The organism is Cupriavidus necator (genome assembly GCF_040578825.1).
GTDB classification, from domain to species: Bacteria; Pseudomonadota; Gammaproteobacteria; order Burkholderiales; family Burkholderiaceae; genus Cupriavidus; species Cupriavidus necator_E.
The window spans coordinates 42149-56903 of record NZ_JBEFLI010000029.1; the positions used below are offsets into that span (position 1 = coordinate 42149).

Consider the following 14755-nt stretch of genomic DNA (forward strand, 5'->3'; position numbering starts at 1 on the left):
AACAACCAGTGACTTTCACTGCCGCGGACAAAAGATGAAAACCATACGCCTCACTCTCACGCTGATGCTGGCCGCGCTGGCGGTCATCGCTACACCTGCACACGCCCAGAAGAAGGGCGACAACGTCGTTTCGGCCGGCTGGTTCCATATCCGCACGCATGGCCAGAGCGATCCGCTGACCACCACGCTGCTGGACGTGCCGATCAACTATCCGCTCGGGCTGCCGTCGAGCTTTACCGCGCCGGGCAGCAGCATCTCGTCGTCCAATGCCAATACGCTGGGGCTGACCTTCAGCCACTTCGTCACCGACCATATCGCCGTCACCGCGGTCGGCGGCATTCCGCCGGAATTCAAGCTCTACGGCCACGGCGAGCTGATTCCGCCGGGACCGGCGGGCGCGCTCGGGCGCCAGAGCCTGGGCGATCCGTCGCTGAACCCGATCATCACCAAGGCGCGGCAGTGGAGCCCTGCGGCGATGGTGCAGTACCACTTCCTGGAGCCGGGCACGCGCTTGCGGCCGTTCGTCGGGCTGGGTGTGTCGTATAACTTCTTCACCAACATCGAAGTCAATCCGGCGTTCGCGAATTCGGTGAACAACAACCTTGGCGCAATCCTGGCGGCGGGGGCGGGGATTCCGGGGCCGACTTCGGTCAGCGCGGATGCTTCGTCGTCGTGGGCACCGGTGTTCAATATCGGTGGCACCTACAACTTCGACGAGCATTGGGGGCTGACGGCGGCGGTAACGTATATCCCGTTGAAGACGACCTCGACGATGACGATCAAGGCGGCCAACGGGACGGTGTTGTCGACGTCGAAGACTAAACTGGAGCCGAATCCGTTGGTGTTCTTTCTGGCGGCTTCGTATAAGTTCTGAGGGGAGGGGCAAAGAAAAAAGCCAGCGGCAAATACCGCTGGCTTTTTGCTGGCACTACCGATTGTGTGCTTCCTCTCCCGCAAGCTGGAGAGGGGAGCAAAACTCACTGCGTCACCGTCCCCTGCGACGCACCCGTACCCTGCTGCGCCACCGGACTGTTCTCCTGCAACCCGCCACCCAACGCGCGATACAGGTCGATCGCGTTGTTGAGCCGCAGTTGCCGCGCCTGGATCAGCGCCTGCTCCGCGGTGAACAGCTGCCGCTGCGCATCGAGCTCATCCAGATAGGAAGCCACGCCGCTGCGGAAGCGCAGCCGCGACAACTCGTAGCGCGCCGCTTCCGCATTGCGCACTTCTTCCTGGCCGGTTACCTGGTCTTCCAGCGTGCCGCGCGCCACCAGCGCATCGGCCACTTCCGCAAAGGCCGTCTGAATGGTCTTCTCGTAGTTGGCGACCTGGATGTTCTTGCGCACGTTGGCCAGGTCCAGGTTGGAGACATTGCGGCCCCAGTCGAAGATCGGCAGCACCAGTTGCGGTGCGAACGACCACGCGTGCGTGCCGGCATCGAACAGCCCCGAGAAGCTCGGGCTGATGGTGCCGGCGCTGCTGGTCAGCGTGATGCGCGGGAAGAACGCCGCGCGCGCGGCGCCGATATTGGCGTTGGCCGACTTCAGTTGCTGCTCGGCCTGGCGGATATCGGGACGCTGCTCGAGCAGGTCGGACGGCAGCCCCGGCGGGATGTCGCTGACGATGCGCTCGTCCGACAGGCGCGTCGGCTCGGGCAGGTTCTCGATGGTGGCGATGGGCCTGCCCACCAGCACCTCGAGCGCGTTCTGCGCCTGCGCGCGCTGGCGCGCGAGCTGCGCCGCGGCGACACGTGCCTGCGCCACCAGCGATTCGTTGTCGCGCAAATCCAGCGCCGAAGTGGCGCCGGCTTCAAAGCGCTGCCTGGCCAGCCCGTAGGTGCTTTCGCGCGCCTTCAGCGTGTCGCGCGCCAGCTCGTACTGCTCGGCGTAGGAACGCTCGGCCAGGTACGCCTTGGCCACTTCCGACACCAGCGAGATATACGCCGAGCGGTGCGCTTCTTCCGTTGAGAAGTATTGCGCCAGCGCCGCGTTGGACAGGCTGCGCACGCGGCCGAAGAAGTCGAGCTCGTACGAGCTGACCGCCAGGCCCACCTGGTAGGTGCTGCCGGTGAAGTCCGAACCGGTGATCGACTGCGAGGCCGGCGTGCGGCCGCGGGTGAACGCGGCGGTGCCGTTCACCGTCGGCAGCAGGTCGGCGCGCTGCACCTGGTATTGCGCGCGCGCTTCCTCGATGCGCAGCGCGGCGGTGCGCAGGTCGCGGTTGTTTTCCAGCGAGTTGGCGATCAGCACCTGCAGGCGCGGGTCGCGGAAGAACTCGCGCCAGCCGATATCGACGGCGCGGCGGGTCTCGCCGCTCTTGGCCTCGGCGGTGGCGTAGCCCTCGGGCGCCACCGGGTAGCTGCCCGCCACCGGCGGCGCGGGGCGGTCATAGCGGGGTGCCAGCGTGCAGCCCGTCAGAACGCCGGCCACCAGCAGCAGCGTGGTCAGAGTCTTTGTCATTGTCAGATTTCCTCTTGCGGCTCATGCCACTTCTGGTCGAGCATGCGCTGGCGTTTGCTGCCCTTGAAGCGCTTGCGCACCACCACGAAGAAGACCGGCACCAGGAAGATCGCCAGCACGGTGGCGGTGATCATCCCGCCGATCACGCCGGTACCAATGGCGCGCTGGCTTGCCGAACCCGCGCCGGTGGCGATCGCCAGCGGCAGCACGCCCAGGATAAACGCCATCGACGTCATCAGGATCGGGCGGAAACGCAGGTGCACCGCTTCCAGCGTGGCTTCGATCAGGCCCTTGCCTTGCGCCTGCAGGTCCTTGGCGAATTCCACGATCAGGATGGCGTTCTTCGCCGACAGACCGATCGTAGCGATCAGGCCCACCTTGAAATACACGTCGTTGGGCATGCCGCGCAGCGTCACGCCGAGCAGCGCACCGAGCACGCCAAGCGGCACCACCAGCAGCACCGAGAACGGGATCGACCAGCTTTCATACAGCGCGGCCAGGCACAGGAACACGATGATCAGCGACAGCGTGTACAGGATCGGTTCCTGCGCGCCGGCCAACCGTTCTTCGTATGACTGTCCGGACCACTCGAAGCCGAAGCCCGGCGGCAGCTTGGCGAAGTTCTCTTCCATCACGCGCATGGCCTCGCCGGTACTGCGTCCCGGCGCGGCCTGGCCCGCGAGCTTCACCGCCGGCATGCCGTTGTAGCGCTCCAGGCGCGGCGAGCCCATGATCCACTTGGACGTCGCGAACGCGGCAAACGCCACCATGTCGCCATTGCTGTTGCGCACGCGCAGCTTGGTCAGGTCGTCCGGCAGCCGGCGGTCGGCGCCGTCGGCCTGCACGATCACCTTGCGCACGCGGCCTTCATAGATGAAGTCGTTGACGTAGTTCGAGCCGAACGCGATCGACAGCGTCGAGTTGATCTCCGCCACCGAGACGCCGAGCGCGCGCGCCTTCTCGCGGTCGATGTCGATCTGCAGCTGCGGCGCGTCTTCCTGGCCTTCGGGGCGCACGCCCACCAGCACCGGGCTCTGCGCCGCCATGCCGAGCATCATGTTGCGCGCTTCCATCAGCTTTTCGTGGCCCTGGCCGGTGCGGTCCTGCAGGCGGAAGTCAAAGCCCGAGGAGTTGCCCAGCTCGGCGATCGCCGGCGGGTTGAGCGGGAAGATGATCGCGTCCTTGATGAACGACAGCGCGCCGAAGGCACGGCCGACCAGCGCCTGCGCGGTCTCGCCATCGCCGGTGCGCTCCTTCCAGTCCTTCAGGCGCACGAACGCGATACCGCCGTTCTGGCCGCGGCCGAAGAAGGAGAAGCCCGCCACCGTGATCATCTGGTCCACCACCTTGGTTTCCTTCTGCAGGTAGTAGTCCTCGATCTGCTTGAGCACGCCGATGGTACGGTCCTGCGTCGCGCCGTTGGGCAGCTGCACCACGGTGATCATGTAGCCCTGGTCTTCATCGGGCAGGAACGACGACGGCAGGCGCTGGAACAGCACCACCACGCCCGCGATGATGACCGCGTAGATGATCAGGTAGCGGCCGGTGCGCCCGAGGATGCGGGACACCATGCTCTGGTAGCTGGTGGCCGAACGCGCGAAGGCGCGGTTGAACCAGCCGAAGAAGCCTTTCTTCTCATGGTGATGGCCGGCTTCGACCGGCTTGAGCAGCGTCGCGCAAAGCGCCGGGGTCAGCGTCAGCGCCAGCAGCGCCGAGAACGCCATCGACGAGATCAGCGACAGCGAGAACTGGCGATAGATGTTGCCCACCGAGCCCGAGAAGAACGCCATCGGGATGAACACCGCGGTCAGCACCAGCGTGATGCCGATGATGGCGCCGGTGATCTGGCCCATGGCCTTGCGCGTGGCTTCACGTGGCGAGAGGCCTTCCTCGCTCATGATCCGCTCGACGTTCTCGACCACCACGATGGCATCGTCCACCAGGATACCGATGGCCAGCACCATGCCGAACATGGTCAGCACGTTGATCGAGAAGCCGAACGCCAGCAGCGTGCCGAATGTACCCAACAGCGCGATCGGCACCACCAGCGTCGGGATCAGCGTGGCGCGGAAGTTCTGCAGGAACAGGTACATCACCAGGAACACCAGCACCACGGCTTCCAGCAGCGTCTTGATCACTTCCTCGATCGAGATCTTGACGAAGGCCGAGGTGTCGTAAGGCACCGAGTACTGGTAGTCCGACGGGAAGCTCTTCGACAGCTCTTCCATCTTGGCGCGCACCGCGGTGGCCGTGGACAGCGCGTTGCCGGTGGGGGCCAGCTTGATGGCGATGGCCGCCGACGGCTTGCCGTTGGTGCGGGCCTGCGTCGAGTAGTCGGCGCCGCCCAGCTCCACGCGGCCCACGTCCTTGATGCGCACCGACGAACCGTCGGGGTTGGTGCGCAGCAGGATGTTGCCGAACTGCTCCGGCGTGGACAGCCGGCTTTCGGTGGTGACGGTGGCGTTGAGCTCGGTGCCCTTGGGCGAAGGCGTGGCGCCCAGCTCGCCCACGGCGACCTGGACGTTCTGCTCGCTCACGGCGTTGCTGACGTCCAGCGGGGTCAGGTTGTACCCGGTCAGCTTGGACGGGTCCAGCCAGATCCGCATTGCGTACTCGGTGCCGAACAGGTCGGCCTGGCCCACGCCCGGCACGCGGCGGATCGAGTCGATCACCTGCGCCGAGACATAGTTGCCGAGCTGGATCGCGCTGGCCGTGCCGGACTTGGACGACACGGTCAGGAACATCATGTAGTTGTTCCCGGCCTTGTCCACGCGCACGCCCTGCTGGCGCACTTCCGCCGGCAGGCGCGCTTCCACGCGCTTGAGGCGGTTCTGCACTTCGACCGAGTTCAGGTCGACGTTAGAACCCGGCGCAAAGGCGATGGTGATCGTCGCCAGGCCGGTCGATTCGCTGGTCGAGTTGTAGTAGAGCAGGTTAGGCGCGCCGTTGAGCTCCTGCTCGATCACCGAGGTGACGGAATCCTCCAGCGTCTTGGCCGACGCACCCGGATAGGTGGCGGTGACCGAGATCGTCGGCGGGGCGATGTTCGGGTACTGCGCGATCGGCAACTGCATGATCGACAACAGCCCGCCCAGCACGATGATCAGCGCGAGCACCCACGCGAACACCGGCCGGTCGATGAAAAACTTGGCCATAAAACTGGCTCCCTCTTTGTCTAGCCGCTTGTGCCGTAATTGGTGCCGTACTTGTGGTACGGCAGCGTTCAGCCCTGCTTGGCGTCAGCCTTCTGTTCCTGCTTCGCGTCGGCCTTCGGCGCCGACGCGGGGGCGGCCGAAGCGGCAGCCGGCGTGGCGGCCGGGGCCGAGGCACCCGCCTGGACAAACGGCACGGCCTTGGCCGGCGCGCCGACCTTGACCTTCTGCAGACCTTCGACGATCACCTTCTCGCCGCCCTTCAGGCCTTCGGTGACCACCCAGCGGTCGCCGATCGCCTGCGGCGCCTTGACCGGCACCGCCGCGACGTTGCCGTCCGCGCCCACCACCATCACGGTGGCGCCCTGCGCGCCGCGGATCAGCGCCCGCTGCGGCACGGTCAGCGCGTTCTCGTCCACGCCCTGCTCGATCTTCACGCGCACGAAGGTGCCCGACAGCAGCTCGCGCTTCGGGTTGGGGAACTGCGCGCGCAGCGTGATCGCGCCGGTGGTGGGGTCGACCGTCATGTCCGAGAACAGCAGCTTGCCGGTGTGCTCGTACTCGCGGCCGTCTTCGACGTACAGGCGTACGTTGGCGCCGCCGTTGACGCCCTTGACCGTGCCGGACTCGATGGCGCGGCGCAGGCGCGTGACTTCCGCAGCCGGCTGGGTGAAGGTGACCCACATCGGGTCGACCTGCTCCACCAGCGCCAGCCTGGTCGCCTCGCCCTTGCCCACCAGCGCGCCTTCGGTCACCAGCGCACGGCCGGCGCGGCCGGTGATCGGCGCGGTCACGGTGGTGTAGCCCAGGTTGATCTGGGCGGTGCGCACCGCGGCGCGGGCCGACGCCACATCGGCGTTGGCCTGGCCGGCGGAGGCGACGGCGTCGTCGTACTCCTGCTTGCTGACCGCGTTGACGGCCACCAGCGGCTTGTAGCGGTCGGCCTTCAGGCGCGCCGACACGGCGTTGGCTTCGGCGCGCTGCAGTGCGGCCTGGGCGGACGCCAGCTCGGCCTGGTAGGACGCCGGGTCGATGCGGAACATCACCTGGCCGGCCTTCACTTCGCCGCCTTCGGTGTAGTTGCGCGACAGCACGATGCCTTCCACGCGGGCACGTACTTCGGCCGTGCGCACGCCTTCCAGGCGGCCCGGCAGTTCATTGACGACGGCGACGGACGACGGCGTCACGGTGACGACGCCCACTTCAGGCGGCGGCGGGGGGCCGCCGGCTGCCTTCTTTTCGCCGCAGGCGGTGAGCGCCAGCGCCGACAGCGCAGCGACTGCATAGGCGGCAACGCAACGGATACGTTGGGACTTCCTCATCGATAACCCCATGATGGCAATTTGAGATCTGCCGCATCGCCCCGACCTGCCATCTTGTGGCAAACGGAAAACGACACAGCCCGCCGCACGGTTTGCGGCGGACAAAAGCGTGATGCTAGCCACAAATCGCGGCGTCGCGGTGTGGATTGCGACGAACGGTGGCTTTTGTATGACGAACTGGATTTACCCCCGGCTGGCCTCGCCAGGAAATGCCAACTGTGAGGGCAATGTCACAGTGGGCCGCTGGCCGAAAGCCGGGTGAGCGCGTATTATATATACATTCAAGCATGTATGTTAAGTTGTTCCATACGCAAGGGCTTGCTGACGCACATCGGCGACACTTCCTTGCGCTGGCAGGCGGCTCAAATTCGAATTTATCGACCGGATCCGTCCGCAAGTGCAAGGGGCCCTGGCCGGAATTGCGGCGCAAACCGCCAACGTGGGTTAGGATGCGCGCCGTCCTTTGTCGGCCGCAACGCCCGAGACGGCATTGCCATGTGACGACAACGACCCGCCGGTGCGCAACACCGGCCAGAGCGCCGGCCGCAAGAACGGCAACGGCGCCAGGGAGACCCCCAAACAGGCCGGCCCATGACGCCCGTCGGGCCATGTGATCGCCGGCATCAGAGAGAGAGATGGTCAGACGCACGAAGGAAGAGGCGCTGGAAACGCGCCAACGGATTCTCGACGCGGCCGAAACCGTGTTCCACGCCCGTGGCGTGGCGCGCCCGTCGCTGGCCGACATCGCCGAGGCGGCGGGGGTCACCCGCGGCGCGATCTACTGGCACTTCAAGAACAAGAGCGATGTGTTCGCCGCCATGTGCGACCGCGTCAACCTGCCGGTGGAGGCGCTGTGCGACCCGGAGCGCCTCGCGCGCCAGGAAGACCCGCTGGGCGGCATCCGCGATATCTGCGCCTACGTGATGCGCCAGACCGTGATCAACCCGCGCTGGCGCCGGATCTTCGAGATCATCTTCCACAAGTGCGAGATGGTGCAGGACAACGGCGCCATCTTCGAGCGCCAGCGCCAGTCGCACAAGGAAGGCCTGGTCAAGATCCGCGAGCACCTGCGCCTGGCGCTGGAGCGGGGCCAGTTGCCCGCCGAGCTTGACCTGGACCTGGCGGTCAACGCCTTCCATGCCTGCATGGGCGGCGTGCTGGCGCACTGGCTGTTCTCGCCCGAGGACTTCGACCTCGACGCCAATGCCGAGCGCATGGCCGACGCCTTTATCGATACCCTGAAGTATTCCCCGGCACTGCGCCACGGCTATGTGCCGCGCCCGATGGCGCGGCTCGACGAAGAGCTGTCCACGCTGTGCGAACAGGCCTGCAAGCAGGCGGCGGGAGCCGGCGGGCTGGATACCGGAGACCTGGTGCCCTGACCGGCAGGGCGCAGCCGGGGTCTGGTTACCCGCGCATCGCCTCGCGCCAGCGCGCCAGGAACGCGCGCTTGCGCATGGCGTCCTGCGCCGCCAGCAGGCCGGGTCCGACGCTGATCGGCTTGAGCGCGTAGCCCAGCCGCTCCGACAGCGCCGCGGCGGTGTGCACGCTGTCGGTATCGGTGCGGATGGTATAGAGCTGCGAGGTCGACTTGGCCAGCAGCGCCTGGCCCTCGCGCGACAGCAGGTAGTCCAGCCACAGCCGCGCCGCATTGGGCCGCGGCGCACGCCGCGCGATAAACGCCACCCGCGACATCACCAGTGTGTAGTCGCGCGGCGCGATCACATCGATGGCCGCGCCCCGTTCCATCAGCGACAGCGCATACGAACCCAGCAGGTTGTAGCCCATCACCAGCTCGCCGCTGGCGATGCGCTCGATCATCTCGGCGGTGGACGCCGACAGCTGCACTCCGGCGCGTCCCAGCGCCTGCGCCAGGTACCAGAACTCGCTGCCCATGCGCGCATCCTGCTGCGCCAGCAGGTAGCCCACCCCGGAACGCTCCACGTCATACGTCACCACCTTCGCGCGCCAGCGCGGCGCATTCTCCTGCAGCAGCCGCGCCAGCCCGGTGCGGCTGAGCGGCGTGCGCATGCCGGCGAAGTGGTGGCGGTTGTAGACGACCACCGCGGGCTCGAAGGTGGTGCCCCAGGCCTCGTCGCGCCAGACCGCCCAGCCGGGCAGGCCGGCGCGCTCGGGCGAGGCATAGCGCTGCGCATGGCCGTCGTTGACCAGCTTGATCTGCAGGTCCATTGCCGTGCTCCACAGCACGTCGGCGTACACCATCCCCGGCGCGGGCCGGCCACCGCCCAGCGCCGCGGTTTCGGCCAGGAAGCGCTGGTTCAGCTCCAGTGTGTTGAGATCCTCGTAGCGCACGCGGATGCCCGGGTAGCGCGCTTCGAACGCGGCAATCAGCGGGCGCGCCACCTGGATGTCGGTCGAGGCATAAACCACCACCTCGCCTTCGCGCTGGGCGCGGGCGATGGTGACGTCATACCCGGACGGGTAGCCCGGCGGTGGCGCGGGCAGCATAGACTGGGCATGGACGGGTGCGGCGCTCACGCCCGCGCCGGCCAGCAGCGAGGCGCCGAGCAGGCGGCGGCGCAGGCCCGAGGCAGGCGCGGCATCGGCAGTGGGCAACGCGGAAGCGGGCGGAGGCGGCAAGGACAGCACGGAGGGGCGTGTAAGGAAGGCCTGACGAAGAAGAGCCTGCGAGCCTGGGACCATGGCAAAGTCCGCCGCAAAGTCGGCGGCATAGTCGGAAAGGCGGGGTTATTATAGGCGCCCGCGGCACCCCGGCGATTGCGCCCGTGCCGCAAGAACAGGAACCGGCAGAGGAGGAGGACCGGCATGCGCATCCTGCTGGTGGAGGATGAAGTTGAACTGGCGCGCTGGGTGGCCCGCGCGCTGGAGCAGGGCGGCTTTGTGATCGAGCACGTCGCCGACGGCCTGCAGGCCGAGGCGCGGCTGCAGGCCGAGGAATACGACGCGGTGGTGCTGGACCTGCGCCTGCCGGGCAAGGACGGACTGGCCGTGCTCAAGGGCATGCGCGGGCGCGACGACCGCACCCCGGTGCTGATCCTGACCGCGCAGGACACGCTGGACGAACGGGTGCGCGGCCTCAACCTGGGCGCCGACGACTACCTGCCCAAGCCCTTTGCCATCGCCGAACTGGAAGCCCGGCTGCTGGCGCTGATCCGCCGCAGCCGCGGGCGCGCGCATCCGCGCCTGCAGTGCGGCACGCTGGTGTTCGACGGCGAGACCCGCAGCTTTACGCTGGACGGCGCGCCGCTGGCGCTGACCCCGCGCGAATCCACGCTGCTGGGCGCGCTGCTGGCGCGCAGCGGCCAGCCGCTGACCAAGGCGCAGCTGCTCGACAAGGTGTTCTCGCTCGATGCCGACGTCTCCCCCGACGCGATCGAGGTGCTGGTCTACCGGCTGCGCAAGAAGCTGGCCGGGCACGGTGTCACCATCGTCACGCTGCGCGGCTTCGGCTACCTGCTGGAGCCCGAGGCCGGGCACTGACCATGCGCCTGCGCATGGGCCCGCGCCATCCCGTGCTGCTGTGGCGGCGCGGCAGCCTGCGCCGCCAGTTGCTGTTGCTGCTGCTGCCGGCGCTGGCAGTGATGATGGCGATCGACACCTGGCTCACCTACGGCACGCTGCGCGAAGCCGCCAACACCGCCTACGACCGCTCGCTGTACGGCTCGCTCCGCGCCATCGACAACGCCATCGGCATGGCCGGCGACAGCATCCAGCTGACGCTGCCCGACGCCGCCATGGAGATGTTCGAGACGGCGGCGCAAACGCATGTGTACTACCGCGTGTCGACCGAACGCACGGGCAACGTCGAGACCGTCACCGGCTACGACGACCTGCCGCTGCCCGCCGGCACGCTGGTCAACAACCAGCCGCGCTTCTACGACGCCGAATACCTGGGCCAGGCCGTGCGCATCGCGGCGATGGCGCGGCCCGTGTACCGGCCCGATGCGCGCATGCGCGTGATCATCCAGGTAGCCGAGACCGCCGAGCCGCGCAGCGCGCTGATCGGCACGGTGTGGCGCAGCGCGCTGGCGCGCGACCTGCTGCTGATCGTGCTGAGCGCTGCCATCCTGGTGGGCGGCGTCACCTACGTGCTGCGCCCGCTGGCGCGCGTGCGCGACGATGTCGAGGCGCGCTCGCCGGAGGACCTGACGCCGCTCACGTTCGAGCGCGTGCCGGCCGAGGTGCGGCCGCTGGTCGATGCGGTCAACCTGCATGTGTCGCGTTCGGCGGCGATGGCGCAGTCCCAGGCGCAGTTCATCGCCGATGCCGCGCACCAGCTGCGCACGCCGCTGGCGATCCTGAAGACGCAAGCCGAGTACGCCCAGCGCCAGCTGCGCGCGCCCGATCCCGAGGCCGCGCGCGAGGCGGCCGGAGAAGCCGTGGGCGGCATCGTGACCCAGCTCGAACAGGCCGCGCGGCTGACCAACCAGCTGCTGGCGCTGGCGCGGGTACGCCAGCACCACGGTGAAACTGCGCAGGAAGCCGACACCATCGAGATCATCGACGCCGTCACGGTGGCCGAGCAGGTGGCGCTGGACTACCTGCCGCTGGCGCGCGGCAAGCAGCAGGACTTCGGCTGGGAGCCGGTGCCGGGGCTGAAGCTGCCCGTGCGCGCCGATCCCGCGCTACTGCGCGAGGCGCTGGCCAACCTGGTCCATAACGCGATCCAGTATTCGCCGCGCGGCAGCCGCATCACGCTGTCGGCCACGCGCGATGACCAGACCGCGTGCCTGGTGGTGGAAGACGACGGCCCCGGCATCCCGGCCGAGGAGCGCGACAAGGTGTTCGCGCGCTTCTACCGGCGCGTGGGCAATGCCGAGCCCGGCTCGGGGCTCGGCCTGGCGATCTCGCGCGAGATGGCGGCACGCTTCGGCGGCACGGTGGAGCTGGGCGAGGGCGCGCAGGGCACCGGCGTGCGCGCGGTGCTGAAGCTGCCGGTCGGCGAATAACGCCGGCGAATGCCCCCTTAGCCGAACAACTCCTCCGACACCGTCGGATGCAGCTGCAGCGTGGTCTGCAGGTGCGATTCGCGCACGCCCAGCCGCAGCGCCACCGCCAGCGTCTGCACGATCTCCGGCGCGGCGTTGTCCATCAGGTGCGCGCCCAGCACGCGCCCGCTGCGCGCATTGAGCACCAGCTTGAACACTGACTGGTGCTGCGAGCCGCCGAAGCGGTTCTCCAGCGAGACAAAGCGTTTCACGACCGTGCGGATGCGCTCGGGGTTGCCGGCGGCCTCGATCGCCTGCGCCTCGGTCAGGCCCACGGCGCCGATGGCCGGCTCACAGAACACCGCGGTGGGCACCACGTCGAAATCCGCGCGCTCGCCGCGCCGGCTGAACAGCCGGTCGGCCAGCCAGCGGCCCTGCGCGGTGGCCACCGGCGTCAGGTGCAGCCCCTCGATGGCGTCGCCCAGCGCGTAGATGGTGCGCACATTGCTGCGGAAATGGCGATCGACGCGGATGCCGCCCCTCGGCCCGAAATGGATGCCGAGGTCTTCCAGTCCCAGCCCCTGCACATTGGATACGCGCCCGACCGCTGCCAGCGCCGCCTGCGCGCGCACGGCTTCGGTCTGGCCGGGGCGGTCGGTGGGCCGGTAGCAGACTTCCACGGCGCCGTTGGCCTGGCTGAGCAGGTTGACTTCGGCGTTCAGGTGCAGGCGCACGCCGCGCGCGGCCAGCGCATCGGCCAGCGCGGTGGCGATCTCGTGGTCGAAGTGGGGCAGCAGCCGGTCGCCGGCGACGATCAGGTCCACCTTGACGCCGTAGCGCGACAGGATCGATGCCTGCTCCACGCCGATATACCCGCCGCCGATCACCGCGATGGAGCTCGGCACGGTCTGCCAGGTAAAGACGTCGTCGGAATTGGCCGCCAGTTCGCCGCCTGGCACTTCCAGCGTACGCGGGCGCGCGCCGGTGGCGATCAGGATGCGGCGCGCGTGGATGGTCTCGTCGCCGACGCGCACTTCGTTCTTGTCGGTGACCAGCGCGTCGCCGCGCAGGATTTCCACGCCGGACTCGTGCAGGCGCTGGGTGTACGCGGCGTTAAGCCGCGCCACCTCGGCATTGACGCGCACGATGGCGTCGCGCCAGTCCTCATGGCCGCCGGTATGCGACAGGCAGCCCGACAGGATGGCGGACCACCCCGCGCCGTAGGACAGCATCTTCTTGGGTACGCAGCCGCGGTTGACGCAGGTGCCGCCGATGGCGTCGCGCTCCACCAGGATCACGCGCGCGCCATGCGCGGCCGCGCGCCGCGCGCAGGCCACGCCGCCGGAGCCGCCGCCGATCACCACCAGGTCCGCTTCGCGCACCTTGCCATTGCGGCGCGTGCGGCCGCTGCGCGCGCGTGGTACCTGCTGCACCGGCGGCGCCGCGCTGACCTCGCGGGCGCGCCGCGGTTCTTTGGTCCCGGCCGGGGTTGTCTGGCGCTTAGTCATCCATGCCTCCTGTCGCGGCACGCGGGCCGCATCGACAATGATCGGGCCGGCGCCACACTTGCCACTAGGCGGCCGGACGCAGTTCGGTATTCAGGATCGACGGCCACTCGCGCAGGAAAGTTTCCCCGTCGCGGCGGCCCAGCTCGTAGGCGTGCGTCATGGCATCGGGCCGGGTGTAGTCCCAGCTCGAGATCGGCACGCGCTGCGAGGGCTGCAGGTACAGGCGGCGCTGGCCGCCTTGCTCGATGACGAAACGGCGCGGGCGCGGGTAGAGCCGCGTCACCAGCACCAGCACATTGCCGGGCGCGGTGTCGAGCGCGTCCACCGGCACGTTGTCGACCAGCCCGCCGTCGAGCACCGGGCGGCCGTCGCGGCGCAGCACCGGGGTAAAGGGCGGCGTGGAGGACGACTGCAGCAGCAGGTCGGCGAGCTGCTCGGGCGAGCCGCAGTCCTGCGCCCGCACGAACTCCGGCCGGAAGCCCAGCTTGCGCCCCAGCCGCGGATGCAGCGTCTTGAGCACATGCTTGTCGATGTTGTACGCCAGCAGCCCGGCGGCGACGGCGAGACGCGGTCCGCTCCAGCGCGGGATATGCGCGATGCCGATGCGGATCTCCGGCGCCCGCTGCAGGTGCGCCATGCGCCCGTCGGCAAAGATCGTCAGCAGCGCGGTGCGGTAGATGCCGTAGTGCGGGAACACGCGCTCGTTGCGCAGCAGGTTGCTCCAGTAGGCATTGCGGCGGTTGTTGGACAGCACCTCGCGGTAATAGTCCATGGTCTGGTGCGAGTCATGCGCGTAGACCATGCACGCGGTGGCCGCACCGGCCGAGATGCCGGCGATCACGCGCGGGCGCAGCCGCAGTTCCGGCGCGACCGAGTCCCACCATCCCGCCTGCCACCAGCAGCGGTTGCCGCCGCCGGCAAAGACGACCTGGTCGAAGGGATTGGCGTGCGCGGAAGAAGTCAATGGATCAGCGGATCAGAGCAGGGCGTAGGTGGTGGTGGCCTGCACCGCGAGCTTGCCGTCGGTGCCGGTCAGCTCGATCTCGCCGAACACCACGGTCTTGCCCAGGCGCAGCACATTGGCGCGCACCAGCACGTCGCCGTCGATCACCGGGCGCATAAAGTTGGTGGTCAGCGAGACCGTGGTCATCGGCCGGAAGGCGCCGAGCGCACTGGCCACGGCAACGATCATCGCGGTATCGGCCGCCGACATCAGCACCTGGCCGCAGACCACGCCGCCCGCATGGCGGAACGATTCGCTGAACGGCAGGCGCAGCGTGACGCCCTGGGCATCGACGGCCTCGGCGCGCAGGCCGAGCTGGCGCACCCAGGGCGCGAGCACCCGCTCCAGGGTGGCGTCGATGGCGGCGAGGGTCAGCTGCGGTGAAGCTTCAGACATGGCAG

11 protein-coding genes are annotated in these 14755 nt (G+C 68.4%); 4 read left to right on the top strand and 7 right to left on the bottom strand.

Features of this window, described 5'->3' with window-relative positions; translation table 11 throughout:
• Window positions 1–34: 34 nt before the first annotated feature.
• Window positions 35–874 carry an OmpW/AlkL family protein gene (locus tag AB1I47_RS16185; protein WP_354684761.1) on the top strand — a complete coding sequence of 280 codons (840 nt, stop codon included), beginning with the start codon at window positions 35–37 and terminating at the stop codon, window positions 872–874.
• A 103-nt stretch (window positions 875–977) separates the two neighbouring features.
• Here AB1I47_RS16185 and AB1I47_RS16190 read toward each other — a convergent pair whose 3' ends face one another.
• The 3 genes from AB1I47_RS16190 to AB1I47_RS16200 all read right to left on the bottom strand — a co-directional run bounded on the left by AB1I47_RS16190 (window position 978) and on the right by AB1I47_RS16200 (window position 6933).
• On the bottom strand, window positions 978–2459 hold the full coding sequence (locus AB1I47_RS16190) for an efflux transporter outer membrane subunit (protein WP_354684762.1): 1482 nt from the start codon (window positions 2457–2459) through the stop codon (window positions 978–980).
• Between the two features lie 2 nt (window positions 2460–2461).
• Complete coding sequence (locus AB1I47_RS16195; protein ID WP_354684763.1) at window positions 2462–5614, bottom strand: efflux RND transporter permease subunit; 3153 nt, start codon at window positions 5612–5614, stop codon at window positions 2462–2464.
• 68 nt (window positions 5615–5682) lie between these two features.
• Window positions 5683–6933: an efflux RND transporter periplasmic adaptor subunit gene (locus tag AB1I47_RS16200; protein ID WP_354684764.1), complete on the bottom strand. Its 1251-nt coding sequence runs from the start codon at window positions 6931–6933 to the stop codon at window positions 5683–5685.
• A 635-nt stretch (window positions 6934–7568) separates the two neighbouring features.
• On the opposite strand from AB1I47_RS16200, the gene AB1I47_RS16205 reads away from it, so the two are divergent.
• Window positions 7569–8315, top strand: coding sequence for a TetR family transcriptional regulator (locus tag AB1I47_RS16205; protein WP_354684765.1), 747 nt, complete (start codon window positions 7569–7571; stop codon window positions 8313–8315).
• 25 nt (window positions 8316–8340) lie between these two features.
• Here AB1I47_RS16205 and AB1I47_RS16210 read toward each other — a convergent pair whose 3' ends face one another.
• The gene (locus tag AB1I47_RS16210) at window positions 8341–9402 is read right to left on the bottom strand and encodes an ABC transporter substrate-binding protein (protein WP_354684786.1); all 1062 of its coding nucleotides are present in this window, start codon (window positions 9400–9402) and stop codon (window positions 8341–8343) included.
• Between the two features lie 318 nt (window positions 9403–9720).
• On the opposite strand from AB1I47_RS16210, the gene AB1I47_RS16215 reads away from it, so the two are divergent.
• Window positions 9721–10395, top strand: coding sequence for a response regulator (locus AB1I47_RS16215; RefSeq protein WP_354684766.1), 675 nt, complete (start codon window positions 9721–9723; stop codon window positions 10393–10395).
• A 2-nt stretch (window positions 10396–10397) separates the two neighbouring features.
• The gene (locus AB1I47_RS16220) at window positions 10398–11864 is read left to right on the top strand and encodes a sensor histidine kinase (RefSeq protein WP_354684767.1); all 1467 of its coding nucleotides are present in this window, start codon (window positions 10398–10400) and stop codon (window positions 11862–11864) included.
• 17 nt (window positions 11865–11881) lie between these two features.
• On the opposite strand, the gene AB1I47_RS16225 is transcribed toward AB1I47_RS16220, so the two are convergent.
• From AB1I47_RS16225 to AB1I47_RS16235, 3 genes are all read right to left on the bottom strand, one after another.
• Window positions 11882–13351 carry a dihydrolipoyl dehydrogenase family protein gene (locus tag AB1I47_RS16225; protein ID WP_354684768.1) on the bottom strand — a complete coding sequence of 490 codons (1470 nt, stop codon included), beginning with the start codon at window positions 13349–13351 and terminating at the stop codon, window positions 11882–11884.
• Between the two features lie 64 nt (window positions 13352–13415).
• Complete coding sequence (locus AB1I47_RS16230) at window positions 13416–14315, bottom strand: patatin-like phospholipase family protein (RefSeq protein WP_354684769.1); 900 nt, start codon at window positions 14313–14315, stop codon at window positions 13416–13418.
• A 12-nt stretch (window positions 14316–14327) separates the two neighbouring features.
• Window positions 14328–14750 carry a PaaI family thioesterase gene (locus AB1I47_RS16235; protein ID WP_354684770.1) on the bottom strand — a complete coding sequence of 141 codons (423 nt, stop codon included), beginning with the start codon at window positions 14748–14750 and terminating at the stop codon, window positions 14328–14330.
• Window positions 14751–14755 lie beyond the last annotated feature (5 nt).

Excerpts from the sequence above, each read along its gene's own strand:
- AB1I47_RS16225 (WP_354684768.1), bottom strand. The coding sequence starts at position 13,351 with ATGACTAAGCGCCAGACAACCCCGGCCGGGACCAAAGAACCGCGGCGC.
- AB1I47_RS16220 (WP_354684767.1), top strand. The coding sequence starts at position 10,398 with ATGCGCCTGCGCATGGGCCCGCGCCATCCCGTGCTGCTGTGGCGGCGC.
- AB1I47_RS16215 (WP_354684766.1), top strand. The coding sequence starts at position 9,721 with ATGCGCATCCTGCTGGTGGAGGATGAAGTTGAACTGGCGCGCTGGGTG.
- AB1I47_RS16195 (WP_354684763.1), bottom strand. The coding sequence starts at position 5,614 with ATGGCCAAGTTTTTCATCGACCGGCCGGTGTTCGCGTGGGTGCTCGCG.
- AB1I47_RS16185 (WP_354684761.1), top strand. The coding sequence starts at position 35 with ATGAAAACCATACGCCTCACTCTCACGCTGATGCTGGCCGCGCTGGCG.
- AB1I47_RS16210 (WP_354684786.1), bottom strand. The coding sequence starts at position 9,402 with ATGCTGCCCGCGCCACCGCCGGGCTACCCGTCCGGGTATGACGTCACC.
- AB1I47_RS16235 (WP_354684770.1), bottom strand. The coding sequence starts at position 14,750 with ATGTCTGAAGCTTCACCGCAGCTGACCCTCGCCGCCATCGACGCCACC.
- AB1I47_RS16205 (WP_354684765.1), top strand. The coding sequence starts at position 7,569 with ATGGTCAGACGCACGAAGGAAGAGGCGCTGGAAACGCGCCAACGGATT.
- AB1I47_RS16200 (WP_354684764.1), bottom strand. The coding sequence starts at position 6,933 with ATGAGGAAGTCCCAACGTATCCGTTGCGTTGCCGCCTATGCAGTCGCT.
- AB1I47_RS16190 (WP_354684762.1), bottom strand. The coding sequence starts at position 2,459 with ATGACAAAGACTCTGACCACGCTGCTGCTGGTGGCCGGCGTTCTGACG.